The 23643-nt window shown below is 50.7% G+C and carries 26 protein-coding genes and 1 other annotated feature; of the genes, 13 read left to right on the plus strand and 13 right to left on the minus strand.

What is annotated here, in order from left to right; translation table 11 throughout:
* Window positions 1-190: 190 nt before the first annotated feature.
* The 3 genes from clpB to rluD form a co-directional block, all read right to left on the minus strand.
* Entirely contained in the window at window positions 191-2764 is a 2574-nt protein-coding gene (gene clpB, locus QMN38_RS24060) for an ATP-dependent chaperone ClpB (protein ID WP_323606219.1), read from the minus strand.
* A 129-nt stretch (window positions 2765-2893) separates the two neighbouring features.
* Entirely contained in the window at window positions 2894-3625 is a 732-nt protein-coding gene (gene yfiH / locus QMN38_RS24065; protein ID WP_323606222.1) for a purine nucleoside phosphorylase YfiH, read from the minus strand.
* Window positions 3622-4602: a 23S rRNA pseudouridine(1911/1915/1917) synthase RluD gene (gene rluD, locus QMN38_RS24070; RefSeq protein WP_271442429.1), complete on the minus strand. Its 981-nt coding sequence runs from the start codon at window positions 4600-4602 to the stop codon at window positions 3622-3624. Before rluD ends, yfiH begins: the two co-directional genes overlap by 4 nt.
* A gap of 131 nt (window positions 4603-4733) precedes the next feature.
* On the opposite strand from rluD, the gene bamD reads away from it, so the two are divergent.
* The 4 genes from bamD (at window position 4734) to pheA (ending at window position 7490) form a co-directional block, all read left to right on the plus strand.
* Window positions 4734-5471 carry an outer membrane protein assembly factor BamD gene (gene bamD, locus QMN38_RS24075; RefSeq protein WP_005130417.1) on the plus strand — a complete coding sequence of 246 codons (738 nt, stop codon included), beginning with the start codon at window positions 4734-4736 and terminating at the stop codon, window positions 5469-5471.
* A 269-nt stretch (window positions 5472-5740) separates the two neighbouring features.
* A complete protein-coding gene (gene raiA / locus QMN38_RS24080) occupies window positions 5741-6079 on the plus strand; it encodes a ribosome-associated translation inhibitor RaiA (protein WP_271442428.1) in 339 nt (112 codons plus the stop codon).
* A 102-nt stretch (window positions 6080-6181) separates the two neighbouring features.
* Window positions 6182-6307: a sequence feature (Phe leader region), on the plus strand.
* Complete coding sequence (gene pheL, locus QMN38_RS24085) at window positions 6183-6230, plus strand: pheA operon leader peptide PheL (RefSeq protein WP_100250063.1); 48 nt, start codon at window positions 6183-6185, stop codon at window positions 6228-6230. (Overlaps the previous feature by 48 nt.)
* Window positions 6308-6329: 22 nt before the next feature.
* Complete coding sequence (pheA, locus tag QMN38_RS24090; RefSeq protein WP_271442427.1) at window positions 6330-7490, plus strand: bifunctional chorismate mutase/prephenate dehydratase; 1161 nt, start codon at window positions 6330-6332, stop codon at window positions 7488-7490.
* Window positions 7491-7583: 93 nt separating this feature from the next.
* Here the strand turns inward: pheA and tyrA are convergent, their stop codons facing one another.
* Together tyrA and aroF are read right to left on the minus strand one after the other, a co-directional pair.
* On the minus strand, window positions 7584-8705 hold the full coding sequence (tyrA, locus tag QMN38_RS24095) for a bifunctional chorismate mutase/prephenate dehydrogenase (protein ID WP_271450276.1): 1122 nt from the start codon (window positions 8703-8705) through the stop codon (window positions 7584-7586).
* A gap of 9 nt (window positions 8706-8714) precedes the next feature.
* A complete protein-coding gene (gene aroF / locus QMN38_RS24100) occupies window positions 8715-9785 on the minus strand; it encodes a 3-deoxy-7-phosphoheptulonate synthase AroF (RefSeq protein ID WP_005130422.1) in 1071 nt (356 codons plus the stop codon).
* A 214-nt stretch (window positions 9786-9999) separates the two neighbouring features.
* On the opposite strand from aroF, the gene QMN38_RS24105 reads away from it, so the two are divergent.
* From QMN38_RS24105 to QMN38_RS24120, 4 genes are all read left to right on the plus strand, one after another.
* Complete coding sequence (locus QMN38_RS24105; protein ID WP_271442425.1) at window positions 10000-10374, plus strand: DUF2799 domain-containing protein; 375 nt, start codon at window positions 10000-10002, stop codon at window positions 10372-10374.
* 158 nt (window positions 10375-10532) lie between these two features.
* Entirely contained in the window at window positions 10533-11051 is a 519-nt protein-coding gene (yfiR, locus tag QMN38_RS24110) for a regulatory sequestration protein YfiR (RefSeq protein ID WP_040234078.1), read from the plus strand.
* Complete coding sequence (gene dgcN, locus QMN38_RS24115) at window positions 11044-12270, plus strand: diguanylate cyclase DgcN/YfiN (protein ID WP_323606224.1); 1227 nt, start codon at window positions 11044-11046, stop codon at window positions 12268-12270. The genes yfiR and dgcN overlap by 8 nt, the downstream gene beginning before the upstream one ends.
* A 12-nt stretch (window positions 12271-12282) precedes the next feature.
* On the plus strand, window positions 12283-12765 hold the full coding sequence (locus QMN38_RS24120; RefSeq protein ID WP_045446366.1) for an OmpA family protein: 483 nt from the start codon (window positions 12283-12285) through the stop codon (window positions 12763-12765).
* A gap of 262 nt (window positions 12766-13027) precedes the next feature.
* Here the strand turns inward: QMN38_RS24120 and rplS are convergent, their stop codons facing one another.
* The 5 genes from rplS to ffh all read right to left on the minus strand — a co-directional run bounded on the left by rplS (window position 13028) and on the right by ffh (window position 16656).
* Window positions 13028-13375, minus strand: coding sequence for a 50S ribosomal protein L19 (gene rplS, locus QMN38_RS24125; RefSeq protein ID WP_002914145.1), 348 nt, complete (start codon window positions 13373-13375; stop codon window positions 13028-13030).
* A gap of 39 nt (window positions 13376-13414) precedes the next feature.
* On the minus strand, window positions 13415-14182 hold the full coding sequence (trmD, locus tag QMN38_RS24130) for a tRNA (guanosine(37)-N1)-methyltransferase TrmD (RefSeq protein ID WP_003031232.1): 768 nt from the start codon (window positions 14180-14182) through the stop codon (window positions 13415-13417).
* A 44-nt stretch (window positions 14183-14226) separates the two neighbouring features.
* Window positions 14227-14775 (minus strand): ribosome maturation factor RimM, encoded by a 549-nt coding sequence (rimM, locus tag QMN38_RS24135; RefSeq protein WP_271450281.1) that lies wholly within the window; start codon window positions 14773-14775, stop codon window positions 14227-14229.
* 18 nt (window positions 14776-14793) lie between these two features.
* Window positions 14794-15042 (minus strand): 30S ribosomal protein S16, encoded by a 249-nt coding sequence (rpsP, locus tag QMN38_RS24140; RefSeq protein WP_003031228.1) that lies wholly within the window; start codon window positions 15040-15042, stop codon window positions 14794-14796.
* A gap of 252 nt (window positions 15043-15294) precedes the next feature.
* Window positions 15295-16656, minus strand: a complete 1362-nt coding sequence (gene ffh / locus QMN38_RS24145; RefSeq protein ID WP_271442422.1) for a signal recognition particle protein — start codon at window positions 16654-16656, stop codon at window positions 15295-15297.
* Window positions 16657-16821: 165 nt separating this feature from the next.
* On the opposite strand from ffh, the gene QMN38_RS24150 reads away from it, so the two are divergent.
* Both QMN38_RS24150 and QMN38_RS24155 read left to right on the plus strand, forming a co-directional pair.
* Entirely contained in the window at window positions 16822-17613 is a 792-nt protein-coding gene (locus QMN38_RS24150; protein ID WP_137383491.1) for a cytochrome C assembly family protein, read from the plus strand.
* 18 nt (window positions 17614-17631) lie between these two features.
* A complete protein-coding gene (locus QMN38_RS24155) occupies window positions 17632-18921 on the plus strand; it encodes an HlyC/CorC family transporter (protein WP_005130434.1) in 1290 nt (429 codons plus the stop codon).
* Between the two features lie 49 nt (window positions 18922-18970).
* On the opposite strand, the gene grpE is transcribed toward QMN38_RS24155, so the two are convergent.
* Window positions 18971-19564, minus strand: coding sequence for a nucleotide exchange factor GrpE (gene grpE, locus QMN38_RS24160; RefSeq protein ID WP_048212941.1), 594 nt, complete (start codon window positions 19562-19564; stop codon window positions 18971-18973).
* 121 nt (window positions 19565-19685) lie between these two features.
* Between grpE and nadK the strand changes: the two genes are divergently transcribed.
* The 3 genes from nadK to bamE all read left to right on the plus strand — a co-directional run bounded on the left by nadK (window position 19686) and on the right by bamE (window position 22805).
* Window positions 19686-20564, plus strand: a complete 879-nt coding sequence (nadK, locus tag QMN38_RS24165; RefSeq protein WP_323606229.1) for an NAD(+) kinase — start codon at window positions 19686-19688, stop codon at window positions 20562-20564.
* Window positions 20565-20649: 85 nt separating this feature from the next.
* Window positions 20650-22311, plus strand: a complete 1662-nt coding sequence (gene recN / locus QMN38_RS24170; protein WP_323606231.1) for a DNA repair protein RecN — start codon at window positions 20650-20652, stop codon at window positions 22309-22311.
* A 149-nt stretch (window positions 22312-22460) separates the two neighbouring features.
* Window positions 22461-22805: an outer membrane protein assembly factor BamE gene (bamE, locus tag QMN38_RS24175; protein ID WP_200009169.1), complete on the plus strand. Its 345-nt coding sequence runs from the start codon at window positions 22461-22463 to the stop codon at window positions 22803-22805.
* Between the two features lie 50 nt (window positions 22806-22855).
* Here bamE and QMN38_RS24180 read toward each other — a convergent pair whose 3' ends face one another.
* Window positions 22856-23146 (minus strand): RnfH family protein, encoded by a 291-nt coding sequence (locus QMN38_RS24180; protein WP_323606244.1) that lies wholly within the window; start codon window positions 23144-23146, stop codon window positions 22856-22858.
* Window positions 23136-23579: a type II toxin-antitoxin system toxin RatA gene (gene ratA / locus QMN38_RS24185; RefSeq protein ID WP_040234063.1), complete on the minus strand. Its 444-nt coding sequence runs from the start codon at window positions 23577-23579 to the stop codon at window positions 23136-23138. Before ratA ends, QMN38_RS24180 begins: the two co-directional genes overlap by 11 nt.
* Window positions 23580-23643 lie beyond the last annotated feature (64 nt).

The raw sequence follows: 23643 nt of genomic DNA on the forward strand, positions 1-23643 counted from the left end.
CGCTGACCCGGCGGCTTGTAATCCGTTGTTCCGTGTCAGTGGAGGCGCATTATAGGGAGTTATTTCAGGCTGACAAGTTAAAAATACAAAAAACTTATCAAGCGATTACTTTTCAACCAGAAGTTCGATTCTGGCCTGGTTTTTAAACAAAAACGAGCCCCGCAGGGCCCGTTTATTTAGGTTTTGTGACTTACTGCACTGCCACAATACGATCGTCATTCACTTCCAGACGAATCGGTTTGCCCGGAATCAGCTCACCAGACAAGATTTGCTGTGCCAGTGGGTTTTCGATCTGCTGCTGAATAGCACGTTTCAATGGACGTGCACCGTATACAGGATCATAACCATTCACACTCAGCAATTTAAGTGCTTCGTCAGAGATGTGGATTTCATAACCACGCTCTTCCAGACGTTTGTACAGACGCTGCAGTTGGATCTGAGCAATAGAAGCAATGTGTTTCTCACCCAACGGATGGAATACAACAACCTCATCTATACGGTTGATGAATTCCGGGCGGAAGTTCTGGCTCACAACGCCCAGCACCATATCTTTCATATGGCTGTAATCCAGCTCGCCGAAGCGCTCCTGAATCAGATCAGAGCCCAGGTTAGAGGTCATGATGACAACCGTATTACGGAAATCGACCGTTCTCCCCTGCCCGTCAGTCAAACGACCATCGTCAAGCACCTGCAGCAGAATGTTGAAGACATCCGGATGCGCTTTTTCCACTTCATCCAGCAGGATGACCGAATAAGGGCGACGACGCACCGCTTCCGTCAGGTACCCACCTTCTTCATAACCGACATATCCCGGAGGCGCACCTACCAGACGAGATACCGAGTGTTTCTCCATAAACTCGGACATATCGATACGCACCATCGCATCGTCACTGTCGAACATAAAGTTCGCCAGCGCTTTGCACAGCTCGGTTTTACCGACACCGGTTGGCCCCAGGAACAAGAATGAACCAATCGGACGATTCGGATCGGACAATCCTGCACGGCTACGACGGATGGCGTTAGATACCGCTTCTACCGCTTCGTTCTGGCCAATCACGCGGCTGTGCAGATCCTGTTCCATCCGCAACAATTTTTCCCGCTCGCCTTCCAACATACGAGCCACCGGGATACCGGTCCAGCGCGCCAGCACTTCGGCAATTTCTGCATCCGTCACTTTATTACGCAGCAGACGCATAGTTTTACCTTCAGACTGGGTTGCCGCTTCCAGCTGTTTTTCCAGTTCCGGAATTTTGCCGTACTGCAGTTCAGACATGCGCGCCAGGTCGCCGACACGACGCGCCTGTTCGATAGCGATTTTTGCCTGTTCCAGCTCTGCCTTAATAGTTTGCGTTCCAGAGAGAGACGCTTTTTCAGCTTTCCACTCTTCTTCTAACTCTGAATACTGGCGCTCTTTGTCGTCCAGTTCTTCATTAAGCATATCAAGACGTTTTTTACTTGCCTCATCAGACTCTTTCATTAACGCCTGCTGTTCCAGCTTGAGCTGGATAATGCGGCGATCGAGTCTGTCGAGTTCTTCCGGCTTGGAGTCAATCTGCATACGAATGCTGGACGCTGCTTCATCGATAAGGTCGATAGCTTTATCCGGCAACTGACGGTCAGCAATGTAGCGGTGAGACAGCGTGGCTGCCGCAACAATCGCCGGGTCAGTAATCTGCACATGGTGGTGCAGCTCGTAACGCTCTTTCAGGCCGCGCAGAATGGCGATGGTGTCTTCTACTGATGGCTCAGCCACAAACACTTTCTGGAAACGACGTTCCAGCGCCGCATCTTTTTCGATGTACTGGCGATATTCATCAAGCGTGGTGGCCCCTACGCAGTGCAGTTCCCCGCGCGCCAGCGCCGGTTTCAGCATGTTACCGGCGTCCATCGCGCCATCGGCTTTACCTGCGCCGACCATTGTATGCAACTCATCGATAAACAGAATGACGTTGCCTTCCTGTTTCGAGAGATCGTTGAGCACACCTTTTAAACGTTCTTCAAACTCACCGCGATACTTCGCCCCGGCCACCAGCGCGCCCATATCCAGCGCCAGCACGCGACGACCTTTTAACCCTTCAGGAACTTCACCGTTAATAATTCGCTGTGCCAGCCCTTCGACGATAGCGGTTTTACCAACACCTGGCTCACCGATCAAAACCGGGTTGTTTTTAGTACGACGTTGCAGCACCTGAATAGTGCGGCGAATTTCTTCATCACGACCGATAACCGGATCGAGCTTGCCTTGTTCGGCGCGTTCGGTCAGGTCGACGGTATATTTTTTCAAGGCCTGACGTTGGTCTTCAGCCCCCTGGTCATTCACGCTTTCACCTCCACGCATTTGTTCAATTGCCTGAGTGATATTGGCGGTTGTCGCTCCTGCTGATTTTAATAAATCGGTCAGCGTACCGCGCGACTCAAGCGCCGCCAGAACGAACAGTTCTGACGAAATGAAATTGTCTCCACGTTTTTGCGCCAGCTTGTCGCAAAGATTCAGTACACGCACCAGATCCTGAGAAGGCTGAACATCACCGCCGGTACCTTCTACCTGTGGTAAACGGCTCAATGCCTGATCAATCGCTGTGCGTAACTGGCCAACATTGATGCCAGCGGACGTTAACAAAGGACGAACCGATCCCCCTTCCTGATTCAGCAAGGCGCTCATTAGATGAAGTGGTTCGATAAATTGGTTGTCGTGCCCCAGTGCGAGTGACTGGGCATCGGCAAGAGCAAGCTGGAATTTATTGGTAAGACGATCCAGACGCATAACTCCTCCCATAACAGGTCAAAATTGCTACTGGAGATTAAATGAGGTCATCCCTCAATTATTCAAGGTGAATGACCTGAATTATGTGAAAAGAAAATTACACGTACCGGATCGTCTTGATTCTTTAGGTTATATCAGCCAAATAAAACTTGCCATACGACCCGTGGTATTGTCGCGGCGATAAGAGAAGAACGTCTCACTTTCGCTGAAGGTGCAATGATCGCCACCGTGGACGTTCTCAACCCCCACATTTGCCAGACGTTGACGTGCAAGCTGATAGATATCCGCCAGATATTTTTCACCACGCGGCACAAATGCACTGTCAGCGTGCGGATCTTTTGCCATAAACGCGGTGCGAACTTCTGCACCTACCTCAAACGCAATCGGACCAATCGCCGGCCCTAACCAGGCAATAATGTTTTCCGGCTTGTCGGCAAAGCACGCCACCGTTTCTTCCAGCACACCTTCACATAACCCGCGCCAGCCCGCATGGGCCGCCGCCACTTCTGTTCCAGCACGATTACAAAACAGCACCGGCAGACAGTCCGCCGTCATCACTGCACATACGGTGCCTGGCGTATTGCTGTAGGACGCATCTGCACGTTTAGATAAGTATGGCCCGCCGCTTAATTTCAGGACATCTTTACCGTGTACCTGTTCAAGCCAGACGGGTTTCGAAGGCAGATTGCCCGCAGCAAACAGCCGCTTGCGGTTCTCTTCCACATGCTCCGGGTTATCGCCACAATGGGCACCCAGGTTCAGCGAATCATAAGGCGACATACTGACGCCGCCAATGCGGGTAGAACTACAGGCTGCGACACCCTGAGGTATCGGCCACTGCGGGACAATTAGCTTACTCATAACCAGGCAACATCATCCTTATGCTCTTCAAAATCAGCGCGCATCACTTCGATAAGCTCCACCATATCTTGTGGGATTGGCGCATGCCATTCCATCTCGATACCGGAAATCGGATGATACAAACGCAACATGGTCGCGTGCAGCGCCTGACGGTCAAACTTACGCAGCACGGAGATAAACTCGTCAGAAGCGCCTTTCGGCGGGCGCGGACGACCGCCGTAGACCTGATCGCCTACCAGCGGATGGGTGATATGCGCCATGTGCACGCGGATCTGGTGCGTACGTCCGGTTTCCAGACGCAACCGCAGACGCGTGTGCACACGGAAATGCTCCATAATGCGATAGTGCGTTACCGCAGGTTTCCCCATTGGATGCACTGACATATGCGTACGTTTGGTGGGATGACGGCTGATCGGTTCTTCGACCGTACCGCCCGCTGTCATATGGCCAATCGCCACAGCTTCATACTCACGAGTGATTTCGCGCAGCTGCAATGACTCGACCAGGCGTGTTTGCGCCGGAACCGTTTTTGCCACAACCATAAGCCCGGTTGTGTCTTTATCCAGACGGTGCACAATACCGGCTCGTGGGACATCCGCAATTGGCGGGTAGTAATGCAGCAACGCATTCAAAACCGTACCATCAGGATTGCCCGCGCCCGGATGAACCACCAGATCACGTGGTTTGTTGATGACGAGAATGTCGTCATCTTCATAAACGATATCCAGCGGGATATCCTGAGCTTCAAAACGAATCTCTTCATCAATTTCAGCATTGATGGAGACACGCTCTCCACCTAACACTTTTTCTTTCGGCTTATCGCAAAGATTGCCATTTACCAGTACGCGCTGGTCGAGGATCCATTCTTTTATGCGCGATCGCGAATAATCAGGGAACAATTCGGCCAAAGCCTGATCTAAGCGTTGACCAAGCTGATTTTCGGAGACTGTTGCGGTGAGTTCTACTCGTTGTGCCATAAACTGCTTCTTCGTTTAACGTTGGGTTTTACGGCTTTGCCGTTTAATATAGTGTGCTATTGTAGCTGGTCTTAACCGGGAGCAGGAACAGAGAATCTCCCGTATTACATTTTGAGGAAAGTCAAAACGTCATGACGCGCATGAAATATCTGGTGGCAGCAGCCACGTTGAGCCTGTTTTTGGCGGGTTGCTCTGGTTCAAAGGAAGAGGTGCCCGATAATCCGCCAAATGAAATCTACGCGACTGCTCAGCAAAAGCTGCAGGACGGTAACTGGAAACAGGCAATAACGCAATTGGAAGCGTTGGATAACCGTTATCCATTTGGACCGTATTCTCAGCAGGTGCAATTAGATCTCATCTACGCCTACTACAAAAACGCCGATCTGCCACTTGCTCAGGCTGCCATCGATCGTTTTATTCGTCTGAACCCAACTCACCCTAACATTGATTATGTCATGTACATGCGTGGCCTGACCAATATGGCGCTGGACGATAGCGCACTGCAAGGATTCTTTGGCGTCGATCGTAGCGATCGCGATCCACAGCATGCCCGAGCTGCGTTTAATGACTTTTCCAAACTGGTACGTGGTTATCCGAACAGCCAGTACACAACCGATGCCACTAAGCGTCTGGTATTCCTGAAAGATCGTCTGGCGAAGTATGAATACTCTGTTGCTGAGTACTATACCGCCCGTGGCGCATGGGTTGCAGTCGTGAACCGTGTGGAAGGTATGCTGCGTGACTATCCGGATACCCAGGCAACGCGTGATGCCCTGCCGTTGATGGAAAACGCTTATCGCCAAATGCAGATGAATGCCCAGGCAGAAAAAGTAGCGAAAATCATTGCCGCTAACAGCAGCAACACCTGATTGACCTCAGAATGCAAAACGGCAGCCTCTGGGCTGCCGTTTTTTTATTCGTTAACGCCACAACTGAAGCGGTTTAGCTGCGACGCATCCTATCAAATATGGCCTGCTTTCAGGTATTCCTCAAGTAAAAAATCGCCTGTTCCTGCGGTGCCTCACAAAAAGGTTTTCTTGACAAAAAGCGACAAAATAATGTGATTTAGATCACACATTTTGACATTAGGAACGGTATGCTGGAATCACCAAGACGGGAAAGACAAGAGGTAAAATTTATGACAATGAACATTACCAGTAAACAAATGGAAATTACTCCGGCAATTCGCCAGCATGTCGCAGACCGTCTCTCCAAACTGGATAAATGGCAAACTCATCTGATTAATCCACATATCATTCTGTCTAAGGAGCCACAGGGTTTCATTGCTGATGCCACCATCAACACCCCGAATGGACATCTGGTCGCCAGCGCAAAACACGAGGATATGTACACCGCCATTAACGATTTGATCAACAAGCTGGAACGGCAGCTCAATAAAGTGCAGCACAAAGGCGAAGCCCGTCGTGCAACAACTTCAGTAAAAGACGCCAACTTCGTCGAAGCAGAAGAAGAGTAGTCCCTTACATTGAGTGTATCGCCAACGCGCCTTCGGGCGCGTTTTTTGTTGACAGGGTGAAAACAGTACGGGTACTTTACTGATGTAGCCAAAGGAAAATTACATGAAACTTGTCCCGTTCTTCTTCGCATTCTTTTTTACCTTCCCCTGAATGGGAGGCGTTTCGTCGTGTGATAAAGAATGCGAAGACGAACAATAAGGCCTCCCACAACGGGGGGCCTTTTTTATTGATAACAAGAAAGGCAACACTATGACATCGGAAAACCCATTACTGGCGCTGCGAGAAAAGATCAGCTCGCTGGATGAAAAATTACTGGCCCTGCTGGCAGAACGACGTGGTCTGGCGGTAGAAGTCGGTAAAGCCAAGTTGCTGTCTCATCGCCCGGTACGCGATATTGATCGGGAACGCGACCTGCTGGACCGTTTAATTCAGCTTGGTAAAGCACATCACCTCGATGCCCACTACATCACGCGCTTGTTCCAGCTTATTATCGAAGACTCTGTCCTGACCCAGCAGGCGCTCCTTCAGCAACATCTGAACAAGATCAACCCGCATTCCGCTCGTGTTGCCTTCCTGGGACCAAAAGGGTCTTACTCACACCTTGCAGCACGTCAGTACGCCGCACGTCATTTTGAGCAGTTTATTGAAAGCGGCTGCGCGAAATTTGCCGATATCTTTAATCAGGTTGAAACCGGACAGGCAGACTACGCGGTAGTGCCTATTGAAAACACCAGTTCCGGTGCGATTAATGACGTTTACGATCTTCTGCAGCACACCAGCCTCTCTATCGTCGGAGAGATGACGATTACTATCGACCATTGCGTACTGGTGTCGGGAACAACCGATCTGGAGAGCATCGACACGGTATACAGCCACCCGCAACCGTTCCAACAATGCAGCAAGTTCCTGAACCGCTACCCGCACTGGAAGATTGAATACACTGAAAGCACTTCAGCTGCGATGGAAAAGGTCGCCCAGGCTAACTCACCACGCGTAGCAGCCCTGGGGAGCGAAGCCGGTGGTGTATTGCATGGTCTGCAGGTACTTGAGCATATTGAAGCTAATCAGACGCAAAACATTACCCGCTTCGTGGTTCTGGCACGTAAAGCAATCAATGTTTCTGACCAAGTTCCAGCGAAAACAACGTTGCTGATGGCGACAGGACAACAGGCAGGTGCGCTGGTTGAAGCGCTGCTGGTACTGCGTAACCATAATCTGATTATGACCAAGCTGGAATCCCGCCCGATTCACGGCAATCCGTGGGAAGAGATGTTTTATCTCGATATCCAGGCCAACCTGGAATCACCCCAGATGCAAAAAGCCCTGAAGGAGTTGGGGGAGATTACGCGTTCGATGAAAGTATTGGGATGTTATCCGAGTGAAAACGTGGTGCCGGTCGACCCGAGCTAACGTGACAATGCCGGATGGTGCTGCGCTTATCCGGCCTACAATTCAGGCGATTTTTGTAGGCCGAGAAGGCGAAGCCGCCATCAGGCATCTTGCTTATTGACGGCTATCGTTGGCCTGGCGCAACAAGGTGCGACTTTCACTCTGGAAGCGCTGCGCATAGTCGCCAAACCAGTGTTCCACCTTACGGAAACTGTCGATAAAAGCCTGCTTATCCCCCTGCTCCAGCAAACCAATCGCTTCGCCAAAACGTTGGTAATAACGTTTGATGAGCGCAAGATTACTCTCTGACGACATAATAATATCGGCATAGAGCTGAGGGTCCTGGGCAAACAGACGACCAACCATTGCCAGCTCAAGACGGTAAATAGGTGAAGAAAGAGCCAGCAACTGCTCCAGTTGCACATTCTCCTCCGCTAAATGCAGCCCGTAAGCAAATGTCGCAAAGTGACGTAGCGCTTGAATAAACGCCATATTCTGGTCGTGCTCAACGGCGCTAATCCGATGCAGTCTCGCGCCCCAAACCTGAATCTGCTCAAGGAACCACTGATAGGCTTCCGGCTGCCGCCCATCACACCAAACCACGACCTGTTTTGCCAGACTGCCGCTGTCCGGACCAAACATCGGGTGTAAACCCACAACCGGACCGTCGTGTGCCGCCAGCATCGCCTGCAGAGGACCATTTTTCACCGAGGCCAGATCGACCAGAATACAATCAGACGGCAGGCGCGGTAATTTCGCGATTACCTGTTCAGTAACGTGGATCGGCACACTGACGATCACCATGCCTGCATCGGCGACGATCTCAGTGGCGCGCTCCCAGTCCTGCTGTTCCAGGATCCGCACCTGATAGCCAGACAGCGTCAGCATCTTCTCGAACAGCCGCCCCATCTGCCCGCCACCACCGACGATCACCACCGGACGCAAAGAAGGGCAAAGCGTCTTAAAGCCTTTGTCATTCTCACTGGAATAAGACTCGCGCATAACCCGACGCAATACATCTTCGATCAGATCTGGCGGCACCCCCAGCGCTTCAGCTTCTGCGCGGCGGGAAGCCAGCATTGTGGCTTCCCGCTCTGGTACGTAGATCGGCAACCCAAAGCGGCTTTTGACTTCACCGACTTCGGCAACCAGCTCCAGACGGCGTGCCAGTAAATCCAGCAATGCCTTATCAACTTCATCAATTTGATCGCGCAATGCGGTCAATTCAGCAACCATACCAACCTCTTATGCTACACGCGCCGTCAGCTGGCCGTTTAAATCTTGACTAATTTCACGCAGTAGCGCATCCGTCATTTCCCAGCTAATGCAGGCATCAGTTACGGAGACACCGTATTTCATTTCGCTGCGCGGCTGTTCGGAGGACTGGTTGCCTTCGTGAATATTACTTTCAATCATCAAGCCGATGATCGAGCGATTGCCATCTTTGATTTGGGCGATCACAGATTCAGCCACGGCTGGCTGGCGACGGTAATCTTTATTGGAATTACCATGACTGCAATCTACCATCAGAGAAGGTCGTAGTCCTGCCTGCTCCATCTCTTTTTCGCACTGGGCGACATCAGCCGGGCTGTAGTTCGGCGCTTTACCACCGCGCAGGATCACGTGACCATCTGGATTACCCTGCGTTTGCAGCAGTGCAACCTGCCCCGCCTGGTTAATACCCACAAAGCGGTGTGATTGTGCTGCAGCACGCATGGCATTAATCGCCGTCGCCAGGCTCCCATCCGTACCATTCTTAAAACCAACCGGCATGGAAAGCCCTGAAGCCATTTCACGATGCGTCTGTGATTCAGTGGTACGCGCACCGATAGCTGACCAGCTAAACAGATCGCCCAGGTATTGCGGGCTGTTTGGATCTAACGCTTCTGTTGCCAACGGTAGCCCCATATTCACCAATTCAAGCAGCAATTGACGCGCAATTTTCAGACCCGCTTCAACATCAAAAGAGCCATCCATATGAGGATCGTTAATCAACCCTTTCCAGCCGACGGTGGTACGGGGCTTTTCAAAATAGACGCGCATCACCAGGTAGAGGCTATCGCTGACCTCTGCGGCAAGGGCTTTAAATCGACGAGCGTACTCAATAGCCGCTTCAGGATCGTGAATCGAGCATGGACCACACACCACCAGCAGTCGCGGGTCGCGGCCAGAGATAATGTCTGAAATGGTTTTACGCGACTGAGCGATTTGCGCCTCCTGTGCGAGGCTCAGCGGAAATTCCGCTTTAAGCTGCTCTGGGGTCATCAGAACCTGTTCGTCGGTAATGTGTACGTTGTTCAGCGCGTCTTTTTGCATGATGGTGATCCTGTTTAGCTCGTTTGCGATAGTTTTCCTCAGCGAGGAGGTAATCACGATAACACAACAGGTAAAGATTTCAATCCACATTCCGTAAATATTTATTTACACCAAGCAATTTTTCAGCAAAAACACCACAAGACGCCGTACATTTAAATTTACACACCTCTATATATGAATCCGCTATGCTTTAAAAAAACGGGGAGAACAGGCAATGAAGCAACTCATCTGTACCTTATTTGTATTATTTCTCAGCGGATGTCAGATAGATCCCTATACTTTCTCCCCCACCTGGACAGGTACCGACTGGTTTGATGCCGGGATACAAGATGCCATTTCAGGCTATGTCGTTAAAGATAACGAGACACTTGCCGACAACTACAATGACCCAGAGGTCGATCGCGCCCAATATCTTAAGGGGTACGCCGAAGGACAAAGGAAAACCTGTCAGCAGGACTTTGTTTACGCAAGAGGATTGACCGGAAAAACCTTCCCTGCCAGTTGCGACACGGTAGACAATGTCAGCCAGTTACATGATGCATGGCAAAAAGGAGCAAATGAAGGTGCGGCCTCAACAAGGTTAAATTAAACAAGAGCTTAAATTTTATAAATTAATGAGATTTAGCTTAAATACCCAATACACTCATTCCAGGAATAATGACGCCCTGGGAAAATAATGTTATTTTGTTGCAAACGATCTTGAATGTATATCGACGCATTACGGCAAACGCTGGTAGGTACCTATTCATGAGCTTTTCTTACCGACTCATACTTCTACTGGCACTGCTTCTGACCGGATTACCTCTGTACGCTCACAGCGTTACGGAAGAGGCAAAATCTGTGCGCTCTATGGTTTCCGGTATCGTCAGTTATACACGCTGGCCCGCACTTTCAGGGCCACCAAAACTGTGTATATTCTCTTCTTCGCGCTTTTCCAGCGTGCTGGAAGATACCCGAGCAGGAGCACTCCCCTATCTTCCTGTCATCATTCATACGGAACAAGAAGTTTTAGTTGCGCAGTGTGATGGCTTTTATTTTGGAAAAGAAAGCCCTACATATCAGGCGGAATTAAAGAATAAATATCCTACTAAGGCATTGTTATTAATTGCCGAACAGAATCCCGAATGCGTTATTGGCAGCGCTTTTTGCCTCATAATTAAAGATGAAGACGTGAGATTTTCCGTAAATATGGATTCCCTGTCACGCAGCGGTGTAAGGGTGAGTCCGGACGTATTGATGCTTGCGCGGAATAAAAAGCATGAATAAGGGTCCTTCTCCCATAAAACGCCCAACGTTTAAGCGGACACTACGGCGTATCAGCATCGTCAGCGTACTGGTAACCATGACGCTGATTTGGCTGCTGCTTAGCATTTCTTCTGTGCTGGCTTTGAAGCAATACGCACAAAAGAACCTGGATCTCACGGCAGCAACCATGACCCGCACGCTCGAAGCAGCATTAGTCTTTTCGGATAGTGTCGCAGCATCGGAAACGCTGGCTGCATTGGGGCAGCAAGGGCAATTTTCAGTTGCAGAGGTCCGCAATCAAAAGCAGAAAGTGATCGCCACCTGGCACTATGACGCGCAGGATACCACTGACAAAATCAGCAGCATCATCAGCCACTGGCTGTTCCCGCAACCGGTGACTCAGCCCATTTTGCACAATGGCGACGTTATTGGTGAGGTGCGCTTGATTGCCCGCGATAGCGTTATTAGCCATTTTATTTATTTGTCGCTAGCCGTTCTTACCGGATGCATTTTACTGGCATCGGGTATTGCGTTGATGCTTACTCGTTATTTACACAATGGCGTCGTGGACGCCCTGCAAAATATTACTGAAGTGGTACATGATGTTCGTACCAATCGAAATTTCTCGCGGCGCGTATCTGAAGAGCGGATTGAAGAATTTCATCTGTTTGCGCAGGACTTTAATAGCCTGCTGGATGAGATGGAAGAGTGGCAACTACGTCTGCAGGCAAAGAATGCCCAACTGTTGCGTACCGCGCTACATGACCCTTTGACCGGTCTTGCGAACCGTGCCGCATTTCGTAGCAGTATTAACGCACTGATGAACGACGACGCGGCCCACAGCAGCTCTGCGTTGTTATTCCTTGATGGCGATAATTTTAAATTTATTAATGATACCTGGGGACACGCTGCGGGCGATCGGGTCCTGATCGAAGTCGCAAAAAGGTTGGCCGAATTTGGTGGTAATCGGCATCACCCATACCGACTTGGCGGCGATGAATTTGCCATGGTGCTTTACAGCGTCCATTCTGAATACGAAGTTCAACGTATCTGCGCGGCGTTGTCGCAAGAGTTTAATCGACCTTTTGACCTGCATAACGGTCATCTGGCAAGCATGACACTCAGTATTGGTTTTGCACTGACGTGGGAACATGCCTCTGCCGAGAAATTACAAGAACTTGCCGATCACAATATGTATCAGGCTAAAAATTTGCGTTCTCAACGCATTATTAAAAAATAAGGAATTACACACATGCTAAAACGTTTATTATCCCCGTTCATTCTCATCATGCTGATTCTGGCAGGCTGTCAGGCACCTCAGGGGAAATTTACCCCAGAGCAAATTGCAGCGATGAAATCGTACGGATTCACTGAAGCTTCAGGAGACTGGTCTCTGGGTTTGTCTGACACCATCCTGTTTGACAAAAACGACTATAAACTCCGCCCTGAAAGTGAAAAGCAAATCCAGGAAATGGCGTCCAAACTGGCTGCGACCGGGTTAAACCATGCTCGTCTGGATGGTCACACCGATAACTATGGTGAGGACAGCTACAACGAAGCTCTGTCGCTCAAACGAGCCAATGTGGTTGCTGATGCCTGGGCTCAGGGTGCCAACATTCCACGCACTAACCTGACAACCCAAGGGCTCGGGAAGAAATACCCGATTGCCAGCAACCAGACTTCAAAAGGGCGCGCTGAAAACCGCCGCGTTGCGGTAGTCATCAGTACACCTTAATCATTACCCGGCTGGCTGCGCTAACGGAGAATAGGACGTACTGAACTCGCGCAGTCAGTCGATTGCAATGACGAACGAAACACCCGCCCCACACGACTCAGCACCTCGCCGGTAACGTAACAATCACCTTTCCATTAAGCCTTAAACACCGCAAAATCAATTTACCCGGCTAACCGCTGGCATCGGTATTCTGTCGATATAAAAAAAGGGGCCAGCCAAAAATGGCCAGCCCCTTCTATCAGGATGTCGCCTGAGCGATATCTTAGTTAAGACGCTCTTTGATACGAGCAGACTTACCAGTACGCTCACGCAGGTAGTACAGTTTAGCTTTACGAACAGCACCACGACGTTTAACAGCAATGCTGTCAACTACCGGAGAGTGAGTCTGGAAGACACGCTCAACGCCTTCGCCGTTGGAAATTTTACGAACAGTGAATGCAGAGTGCAGACCGCGGTTACGAATAGCGATAACCACGCCCTCGAATGCCTGCAGACGTTTTTTGGAACCTTCAACAACCCATACTTTCACTTCCACGGTATCACCCGGACGGAAGGAAGGTACGTCCTGCTTCATCTGTTCTTGTTCAAGTTGCTTAATAATGTTGCTCATAATTTAATCTCTTATCCTGGGTAAACTGATATTGGGGGCTTACGCCTGCCCATCATGTTTATGTTGCTGTTGTGCGTGTTCCTTTTTGAACTCCGCCAGCAACCTTGCTTGCTCTTCAGTCAGAGCCAGGTTTTCCAGAAGTTCAGGTCTTCTAAGCCAGGTCCGGCCCAGCGACTGTTTCAAACGCCAGCGACGTATCTCAGCGTGGTTTCCCGACAGTAATACCGCCGGTACCTCCATCTGTTCTAACACTTCAGGTCGGGTATAGTGTGGACAGTCCAGCAACCCGTCAGCAAACGAATCTTCGATTGCTGATGCTTCATGACCCAGTACGCCCGGAATAAACCGGGAAACGGAGTCGATCAGCGTCATTGCCGGTAACTCACCACCGCTGAGAACGTAATCGCCGATTGACCATTCTTCATCAATTTCGGTTTGAATCACGCGCTCATCTATTCCTTCATAGCGACCGCACACCAGAATCAACTTTTGATTCGTTGCCAGTTCGCTAACGCCCGCTTGATCAAGCTTGCGTCCCTGAGGTGACAGATAAATCACCTTTGCGCCTTCACCAGCCGCAGCTTTTGCTGCATGAATAGCATCCCGTAAAGGTTGCACCATCATCAACATCCCCGGTCCGCCGCCGTAAGGACGATCGTCCACGGTACGGTGCCGGTCATGCGTAAAGTCACGAGGACTCCAGCTCTGGATGTTCAGCAGGCCATTTTTTACTGCCCGGCCAGTTACCCCGTAATCGGTAATTGCGCGGAACATTTCTGGAAACAGGCTAACGATACCTATAAACACAAGCCAATCCCCATAACGCCGACTTTTACCGTTTATCCGGTGGTTTAAAAACCAGGATCCCAATCTACTTCGATAGTACGAGTAGCGAGATCGACTTTCTTGATAACCTGCCCATCGAGGAACGGTACTAAACGTTCCTTGATACCAAACGCATCTTTCAGGTTTGCCTTAATGACGATCACGTCATTCGATCCGGTTTCCATCATATCGACGACTTTTCCGAGATCGTAGCCTTCAGTGGTCACTACCTGGCAACCCATAAGGTCTTTCCAGTAGTAGGAACCCTCTTCCAGCGCAGGCAACTGCGAGGAATCCACGACAATTTCACAATTAGTCAGTAGATTCGCCGAATCACGATCGTCAACGCCTTTCAGCTTGATGATCAGATCCTGATTGTGGTGCTTCCAGCTTTCCAGCTGTACTTGCTGCCACTGACCCGCCTTCTGGATAAACCAGGGCTGATAGTCAAAAATGCTTTCGGCGTCTTCAGTGGAAGAAAACACTCTGAGCCAACCACGGATACCGTAAGAAGACCCCATTTTCCCCAAAACGATGGGTTCCACGGGTGCCTGTGCGGCGAGTTGCTTGCTCATCATGACCACCGTGACAGATTAAGCTGCTTTGTTTGCTGCTTTGATCAGCGTAGCTACGCGATCAGAAATAGTCGCGCCCTGGCCAACCCAGTGAGCGATGCGATCCAGATCCAGGCGAGTGCCTTCTTCTTTTTCGCTAGCGATCGGGTTAAAGAAGCCAACGCGCTCGATGAAGCGACCGTTGCGTGCATTACGGCTGTCGGTGACAACAACCTGGTAGAACGGACGCTTTTTAGCGCCGTGACGAGCTAAACGAATAGTTACCATAACATCCTCTTGTGTGAATAAAACACCGGGCCCCATCGAGGGAAGGGACCCGGTGTCATATTAAAAGCCCGAAAATTTTACTGATTTCTGAGAAAAAAGCAATCAACAGTTAATAACTCTGCCGTAGAAGGCCGTCGGCGGCGCAGCAAGTTCGGTGCCGGCGTGCGCGCAGCCACCGCAGCGTACACGCAGTACGTGAGGATGGCGAGCACACCCCGGTGCCGAAATAGCCAGTGAGCCAGGCCGGAAAAATTAGCGCCCAGGGAAGCCAGGCGGCATCATGCCCTTCATATTCCGCATCATCTTCGCCATTCCGCCCTTCTTCATTTTCTTCATCATGCGCTGCATGTCGTCGAACTGTTTCAGAAGACGGTTAACGTCCTGTACCTGCATCCCGCAGCCCAGTGCGATACGGCGTTTGCGGGAGCCTTTGATGATTTCCGGCTTAGCGCGTTCTTTCATCGTCATCGAGTTGATGATGGCTTCCATACGCACCAGCACTTTATCGTCCATCTGCGATTTCACGTTGTCGGGGATCTGACCCATGCCCGGCAGTTTGCCCATCAGGCTGGCCATGCCGCCCATGTTTTTCATCTGCTTAAGCTGTTCAAGGAAATCGTTCAGATCGAAGCCGTCGCCTTTTTTCAGCTTGCTGGCTAATTTCTCTGCCTGTGCGCGGTCAACTTTGCTTTCGATATCTTCGATCAGCGACAGCACATCACCCATGCCGAGAATACGGGAGGCAATCCTGTCCGGGTGGAACGGCTCCAGCGCTTCCGTTTTCTCACCGACACCGAGGAATTTAATCGGCTTACCGGTGATATGACGAATAGACAGTGCCGCACCGCCACGGGCGTCACCGTCGACTTTAGTCAGTACCACACCGGTCAGCGGCAGAGCTTCATTAAACGCTTTCGCAGTATTCGCAGCATCCTGACCCGTCATAGCATCGACAACAAACAGCGTTTCTACCGGATTGATAGACGCGTGGACCTGTTTGATTTCGTCCATCATCGCTTCGTCAACGTGCAGACGACCGGCGGTATCCACCAGTAGCACGTCGTAGAATTTGAGTTTAGCTTCTTTCAGCGCGGCATTAACGATATCAATCGGCTTCTGACCGACGTCAGAAGGGAAGAAGTCCACGCCGACCTGTTCGGCCAACGTTTCCAGCTGTTTGATCGCCGCCGGGCGATAGACGTCGGCGGAGACCACCAGCACTTTCTTCTTGTGCTTCTCGCGCAGGAATTTACCCAGCTTACCTACGCTGGTCGTTTTACCCGCACCCTGCAGACCCGCCATCAACACCACTGCCGGTGGCTGGGCCGCCAGGTTCAGCGTCTGGTTCTCTTCGCCCATCGCCGCGACGAGTTCGTTACGAACAATTTTGACGAACTCCTGACCCGGCGTCAGGCTCTTATTCACTTCATGACCAACCGCTTTCTCTTTTACGCGATTGATAAACTCACGCACTACCGGCAGCGCGACGTCAGCCTCCAGCAGCGCCATGCGCACTTCGCGCAGCGTCTCTTTAACGTTGTCTTCAGTAAGGCGTCCACGGCCACTGATATTGCGCAGCGTGCGCGACAAACGATCGGTTAAATTATCAAACATTGTCTCTCGCCTGGGGTGGAAACGGTCGGTCGCAACAGCGACACATCAACAGAAATTTGCCGCAGTATAACATGAAGCCGCCTTTGTTGTTATGCAACGGTTGGAGCAGAGGTCACGTAACGCTATACTGCTTTTCTTTACTCTTGGCCAACTGTCGACACCCATATGCCCGTTTTTGCTCTGTTAGCCCTTGTCGCCTATTCCGTCAGCCTTGCGCTGATCGTTCCCGCCCTGCTGCAAAAAAACAGCGGTTGGCGGCGTATGGCTATTCTTTCTGCGGTTATCGCGCTGGTCTGTCACGCGTTTGCCCTGGAAGCACGTATTCTGCCAGGTGGTGAAAGCGGACAAAACCTGAGCCTGCTGAACGTCGGTTCTCTGGTTAGCCTGATGATCTGTACGGTAATGACCATTGTGGCCTCGCGCAACCGCGGCTGGCTATTGCTGCCGATCGTGTATGCCTTTGCATTAATCAATCTGGCATGCGCTACGTTTATGCCCAACGAATACATCACCCACCTTGAAGCCACACCGGGCATGATGATTCACATCGGGCTATCGCTCTTATCCTATGCCACCTTAATCATTGCCGCGCTGTATGCACTGCAGTTGGCATGGATCGATTATCAGCTCAAAAATAAAAGACTGGCGTTCAACAATGAAATGCCGCCATTGATGAGCATTGAGCGCAAAATGTTTCATATCACCCAGATAGGCGTGGTTCTGCTGACGCTGACGCTGTGTACTGGCCTGTTTTATATGCACAACCTGTTCAGCACAGAAAATATTGATAAAGCCGTTCTGTCTATCGTGGCATGGTTTGTCTATATCGTTCTGCTGTGGGGACATTACCATGAAGGCTGGCGCGGACGTCGTGTCGTCTGGTTTAACGTCGCAGGCGCAGGCATTCTGACGCTGGCCTATTTCGGCAGCCGCATCTTGCAGCAGTTTGTGAGTTAAGTCTTTTAAGGAACCTACGTGGAACACATCTCCACCACCACGCTTATTGTTACGCTTCTCATCATGGTGGTTATTTCCGCCTATTTTTCCGGTTCCGAAACCGGAATGATGACCCTGAACCGCTACCGTCTGCGACACCGGGCAAAACAGGGAAATCGTCAGGCAAAACGCGTTGAGAAATTACTTCGTAAGCCCGACCGTCTGATAAGCCTGGTCCTCATTGGCAACAACCTGGTGAATATACTGGCCTCAGCGCTCGGAACCATTGTCGGTATGCGTCTGTATGGCGATGCTGGCGTGGCAATCGCCACCGGGGTTTTGACCTTTGTGGTACTGGTATTTGCTGAAGTATTGCCCAAAACCATTGCCGCGCTGTATCCAGAAAAGGTGGCCTATCCCAGCAGCGTGTTGTTAGCGCCACTGCAAATACTGATGATGCCGCTTGTCTGGTTACTGAATACCATCACACGTCTGCTGATGCGTATGATGGGCATCAAAACAGATATCGTGGTGAGCGGTTCGCTGAGTAAAGATGAACTACGAACGCTGGTGAATGAATCGCGCTCGCAAATCTCTCGCCGTAACCAGGATATGCTACTGTCCGTGCTGGACCTGGAAAAAGTCAGCGTCGATGACATTATGATCCCACGTAACGAAATCATCGGTATCGATATTAACGATGACTGGAAATCAATCGTCCGCCAACTTTCGCACTCCCCGCACGGGCGTATCGTGCTGTACCGCGACTCACTGGATGATGCCATTAGTATGCTGCGCGTCCGTGAAGCCTGGCGACTCATGGCCGAGAAAAAGGAGTTCACCAAAGAGACCATGCTACGCGCCGCCGACGAGATCTACTTTGTCCCGGAAGGCACCCCGCTCAGTACTCAGTTGATCAAATTTCAGCGTAATAAGAAGAAGGTCGGCCTGGTGGTTAACGAATATGGCGATATTCAGGGGTTGGTCACCGTTGAAGATATTCTGGAGGAGATTGTCGGTGACTTCACCACGTCAATGTCTCCGACGCTTGCCGAAGAAGTCACGCCGCAGAATGACGGCTCAGTGATTATTGACGGCAGCGCCAACGTTCGTGAAATCAATAAGGCCTTTAACTGGCATTTGCCGGAAGATGATGCGCGAACGGTAAACGGTATTATCCTCGAAGCACTGGAAGAGATCCCCGTTGCCGGCACGCGAGTGCGCATTGGTCAGTACGATATCGATATTCTCGACGTACAGGACAATATGATTAAGCAGGTGCAGGTATTGCCGGTCAAACCGCTTCGCGAGAGCGTATCTGACCAGTGAGGATAATCCAGACCGGGTAACGCATCAGCACTACCCGGTCTGAAGCTGATTAGCTTTTAGCTTTCGCGACGGAAACCATCGCCGCGCGAATGGTACGTCCGTTAAGGGTATAGCCTTTCTGCATTACCATCAGCACGTTACCGGCAGCAACTTCATCAGACTCAACCATGGCAATAGCCTGGTGTACGTTCGGGTCCATCGGCACATCGATATCCGCAACCACCTGCACGCCAAACTTCGCCACAACATCCAGCATCGATTTACGGGTCAGTTCAATACCTTCAACCATCGCCGCCATCGCGTCATTATCTTTGTTCGCCACTTCCAGCGCGCGGTCCAGGCTATCCAGCACCGGCAGCAGTTCGTTGACGAATTTTTCCAGCGCAAACTTATGCGCTTTTTCTACGTCCAGTTCGGTACGACGACGCAGGTTTTCCATTTCCGCTTTGATACGCAACACGCTGTCACGCTCGCGCGTTTCAGCTTCTGCAAGCTGAGCCTCCAGATTCGCAATCTTTTCATCGCGCGGATCCACCTGCTCAGCAGAAGCGTCTGATTCAACCGCCTCAACTTCTTCGTGCTGATCCATGATAATTTCTTCCGGGGCTTGCCCCTCAGGCGTTTTCTGTTCTTTACTACTCATGAATTTCTCCGCGTTTTTTCGCATTCATCTCGCTAACTTGGCTTATTATGGGGATCAGATTCAGGGATTCAAGGGAAGTACTCACATTGTCACCAATCTTCGTTACAAGGACCTCGATAAAATGAACAAACATTTCAAGTGTATTGGCATTGTGGGGCATCCACGTCACCCTACTGCACTGACGACACATGAAATGCTCTACCGCTGGTTATGCACGAAAGGTTACGAGGTTATCGTGGAGCAACAAATCGCCCATGAGCTCCAGCTGAAAAATGTGCAGACCGGTACGCTGGCAGAAATTGGTCAACAGGCGGACCTCGCGGTGGTTGTCGGTGGTGACGGCAATATGCTTGGGGCCGCACGCACGCTTGCGCGTTACGACATCAAGGTCATCGGGATTAACCGCGGCAACCTCGGTTTTCTGACCGATCTTGACCCGGACAATGCCCAACAGCAATTAGCAGATGTACTGGAAGGTCATTATATCAGCGAAAAGCGTTTTCTACTTGAAGCACAGGTCTGCCAGCAGGATTGCCAAAAGCGTATCAGCACTGCAATCAATGAAGTGGTGTTGCACCCAGGCAAGGTTGCGCACATGATTGAATTTGAAGTCTATATAGATGAAATTTTTGCCTTCTCTCAGCGTTCAGACGGACTGATTATCTCCACGCCAACCGGGTCTACCGCCTACTCGCTGTCTGCCGGAGGTCCCATTCTCACCCCTTCCCTGGATGCCATTACGCTGGTACCGATGTTCCCACATACGCTCTCCGCGCGCCCGCTGGTAATTAACAGTAACAGCACGATTCGCCTGCGCTTCTCGCATCGCCGTAATGACCTGGAGATCAGCTGCGACAGCCAGATTGCCTTACCTATACAGGAAGGCGAAGACGTATTGATTCGCCGCTGTGATTATCACCTGAATCTGATTCATCCCAAAGATTACAGCTATTTCAAAACATTAAGCACTAAGTTAGGCTGGTCAAAAAAATTATTCTAATTTAACGCCAACCTCTTTACTGTATAAAAAACCAGTTTATACTGTATGTAATCACAGTTATGGTTTTTCATACAGGAAAACAACTATGTTGGCACAACTGACCATCAGCAATTTTGCTATCGTTCGTGAACTGGAGATCGATTTCCAAAGCGGAATGACCGTCATCACTGGCGAGACCGGTGCGGGTAAATCCATTGCCATTGATGCTCTCGGGTTGTGTCTGGGCGGGCGGGCGGATGCCGACATGGTGCGTACAGATGCCACTCGCGCCGATCTGTGTGCGCGTTTCTCTTTAAAAGATACCCCTGCGGCGCTACGCTGGCTGGAAGAGAACCAGCTTGAAGAAGGTCGTGAGTGTTTGTTACGCCGCGTAATCAGCAGCGACGGCCGTTCCCGCGGCTTTATCAACGGCACTGCCGTTCCCCTGTCACAACTTCGCGAACTGGGTCAGTTGCTTATTCAAATCCATGGCCAGCACGCGCATCAGCTTCTGACAAAATCGGAACACCAAAAGTCTCTGCTTGATGGTTACGCTAATGAAGCGTCCCTGATTCAGGAAATGTCCGCACGCTACCAGCTATGGCATCAGAGCTGCCGTGATCTGGCCCATCATCAGCAACAAAGCCAGGAACGCGCTGCCCGGGCGGAACTGTTGCAATATCAGTTAAAAGAGCTGAACGAATTCAACCCCCAGGCGGGCGAGTTCGAGCAAATTGATGAAGAGTACAAGCGTCTGGCTAACAGCGGGCAGTTGCTCACCACCAGCCAGCAAGCGCTGGCTATCATGGCCGATGGCGAAGACATTAACCTGCAAAGCCAGTTATATACAGCCAAACAGCTGGTCAGTGAACTGGCGGGCATGGACGGCAAGCTCTCTGGTATTCTGGACATGCTGGAAGAGGCGACTATTCAGCTCAGCGAAGCCAGCGACGAACTGCGACACTACTGTGATCGCCTGGATTTAGACCCTAACCGTTTGTTTGAGCTTGAACAGCGTATTTCTAAGCAAATCTCTCTGGCGCGTAAGCATCACGTCGCCCCTGAAGCATTGCCACAGTTTTACCAGTCCCTGCTTGATGAGCAACAGCAGCTTGACGATCAGGCTGACTCGCTCGAAACCTTAACCCTGGCGGTAAACGCGCACCACCAGCAGGCGCTGGAAACGGCAAAAATATTGCACCGCCAGCGCCAGCATTACGCTCAGGAATTGGGGAAACTCATCACAGAGAGTATGCATGCACTCTCAATGCCGCACGGTCTCTTTTGCATCGATGTGAAGTTTGATGAACACCATCTGAGCATAGACGGAGCCGATCGCATTGAGTTTAAAGTCACCACAAACCCAGGCCAACCGTTGCAGCCAATTGCGAAAGTCGCTTCTGGTGGGGAACTGTCGCGTATCGCACTGGCCATTCAGGTGATTACCGCGCGTAAAATGGAAACCCCTGCGCTGATTTTTGATGAAGTTGACGTTGGTATCAGTGGTCCGACGGCAGCGGTTGTGGGTAAGCTACTGCGCCAGTTGGGTGAATCAACTCAGGTGATGTGCGTCACCCACTTGCCGCAGGTTGCGGGTTGCGGTCATCAGCATTTCTATGTCAGCAAAGAAACGGACGGCGCAATGACTGAAACACATATGCAGGCGCTTGATAAACGCGCACGTCTGCAGGAGCTCGCTCGCTTACTTGGCGGTAGCGAAGTAACGCGTAATACCCTCGCGAATGCAAAAGAACTGCTGGCAGCATAAACTTTTTTACCTTGCTAAGGTCTGAGTTCAACATAAAATCGCCGACTGACCTGACACCAAAAGGTTTTAAAGTGGTGAAAGGTCTATTATCATCGGCATATTACATATGAGCCGCGTACTGCTCGGGCCCGAAAAGGAATCAAATCACTATGCGCTGTAAAACGCTGACTGCTGCTGCAGCAGTACTACTGATGTTGACCGCAGGCTGTTCCACTCTGGAGCGAGTGGTTTACCGCCCTGACATCAACCAGGGAAACTATCTGACACCTACTGATGTCGCTAAAGTACGTACGGGTATGACGCAACAACAGGTTGCTTATGCTCTGGGTACACCAATGATGTCCGATCCTTTTGGCACCAATACCTGGTTTTATGTGTTCCGTCAGCAGCCGGGTCATGAAGGCGTGACGCAGCAAACGCTGACGCTGACCTTTAACAGCAGTGGTGTATTGACCAACATTGATAACAAACCTGCCCTGACCGACAAAAAGTAGGTTTAAGAGATCAAAAAAAGGTGCTCAATGAGCACCTTTTTTAATGTTTGTTATTTTTTAGCGGATTTCTCTGCCCGCTGCCTGCGCAGTTCTTTCGGATCAGCAATCAACGGTCGATAGATTTCTACCCGATCGCCATCATGTACGACATCAGCAAGCTTTACCGGTCGGCTGTAAATGCCCACCTTATTTTTGCTGAGATCGATATCAGTACGTAGTTCCAGCAGTCCAGAAGCGCTAATCGCTTCTTCGACGGTTGCGCCCTGCTGCAACGTCACGCGCTGTAGATACTGTTTCTCCGGCAGCGCGTACGCGACTTCAACGACAATCTTAGCCGACACTGACACTGTAAACCTCTTTTGCGCGAACCGTGAAGGCCTGCACCATGTTCGACGCCAGCTCTTTAAAGATACGGCCAAATGCCAGTTCGATCAGTTTATTCGTGAACTCAAAATCAAGATGAAATTCAATGCGACACGCTTCCTGGCTCAACGGCGTAAACTTCCAGCCCCCAATGAGTTTTTTGAACGGTCCATCGACCAGATGCATAAGGATGCTCTGGTTACTGGTCAGTTGATTACGCGTGGTGAACGTTTTGCTAATCCCTGCTTTAGAGACATCCACAGCCGCTGTCATCTGCCCCGGGGTCGACTCCAGGACACGGCTTCCGGTGCAACCCGGTAAAAACTGAGGATAGGATTTAACATCATTCACTAACTGATACATCTGTTCCGCACTGTAAGGTACTAAAGCGGTCCGGCTAATCTGAGGCATAACAATTTCCATCAATATCAATCGTGCAAATAATACCATTTATCATCCGCTAAAAAAAACGCTA

The organism is Citrobacter sp. R-1.5.2 (assembly GCF_035064245.1).
Lineage (GTDB): Bacteria > Pseudomonadota > Gammaproteobacteria > Enterobacterales > Enterobacteriaceae > Citrobacter.

Coding starts and splice junctions, on each gene's coding strand:
- bamE (WP_200009169.1), top strand. CDS start 22,461: ATGCGCTGTAAAACGCTGACTGCTGCTGCAGCAGTACTACTGATGTTG.
- rluD (WP_271442429.1), bottom strand. CDS start 4,602: ATGGCACAACGAGTAGAACTCACCGCAACAGTCTCCGAAAATCAGCTT.
- recN (WP_323606231.1), top strand. CDS start 20,650: ATGTTGGCACAACTGACCATCAGCAATTTTGCTATCGTTCGTGAACTG.
- clpB (WP_323606219.1), bottom strand. CDS start 2,764: ATGCGTCTGGATCGTCTTACCAATAAATTCCAGCTTGCTCTTGCCGAT.
- dgcN (WP_323606224.1), top strand. CDS start 11,044: ATGAATAAGGGTCCTTCTCCCATAAAACGCCCAACGTTTAAGCGGACA.
- ffh (WP_271442422.1), bottom strand. CDS start 16,656: ATGTTTGATAATTTAACCGATCGTTTGTCGCGCACGCTGCGCAATATC.
- rplS (WP_002914145.1), bottom strand. CDS start 13,375: ATGAGCAACATTATTAAGCAACTTGAACAAGAACAGATGAAGCAGGAC.
- yfiH (WP_323606222.1), bottom strand. CDS start 3,625: ATGAGTAAGCTAATTGTCCCGCAGTGGCCGATACCTCAGGGTGTCGCA.
- QMN38_RS24150 (WP_137383491.1), top strand. CDS start 16,822: ATGCCCGTTTTTGCTCTGTTAGCCCTTGTCGCCTATTCCGTCAGCCTT.
- QMN38_RS24120 (WP_045446366.1), top strand. CDS start 12,283: ATGCTAAAACGTTTATTATCCCCGTTCATTCTCATCATGCTGATTCTG.
- aroF (WP_005130422.1), bottom strand. CDS start 9,785: ATGCAAAAAGACGCGCTGAACAACGTACACATTACCGACGAACAGGTT.
- rpsP (WP_003031228.1), bottom strand. CDS start 15,042: ATGGTAACTATTCGTTTAGCTCGTCACGGCGCTAAAAAGCGTCCGTTC.
- pheA (WP_271442427.1), top strand. CDS start 6,330: ATGACATCGGAAAACCCATTACTGGCGCTGCGAGAAAAGATCAGCTCG.
- yfiR (WP_040234078.1), top strand. CDS start 10,533: ATGAGCTTTTCTTACCGACTCATACTTCTACTGGCACTGCTTCTGACC.
- raiA (WP_271442428.1), top strand. CDS start 5,741: ATGACAATGAACATTACCAGTAAACAAATGGAAATTACTCCGGCAATT.
- bamD (WP_005130417.1), top strand. CDS start 4,734: ATGACGCGCATGAAATATCTGGTGGCAGCAGCCACGTTGAGCCTGTTT.
- nadK (WP_323606229.1), top strand. CDS start 19,686: ATGAACAAACATTTCAAGTGTATTGGCATTGTGGGGCATCCACGTCAC.
- ratA (WP_040234063.1), bottom strand. CDS start 23,579: ATGCCTCAGATTAGCCGGACCGCTTTAGTACCTTACAGTGCGGAACAG.
- grpE (WP_048212941.1), bottom strand. CDS start 19,564: ATGAGTAGTAAAGAACAGAAAACGCCTGAGGGGCAAGCCCCGGAAGAA.
- QMN38_RS24105 (WP_271442425.1), top strand. CDS start 10,000: ATGAAGCAACTCATCTGTACCTTATTTGTATTATTTCTCAGCGGATGT.
- rimM (WP_271450281.1), bottom strand. CDS start 14,775: ATGAGCAAGCAACTCGCCGCACAGGCACCCGTGGAACCCATCGTTTTG.
- tyrA (WP_271450276.1), bottom strand. CDS start 8,705: ATGGTTGCTGAATTGACCGCATTGCGCGATCAAATTGATGAAGTTGAT.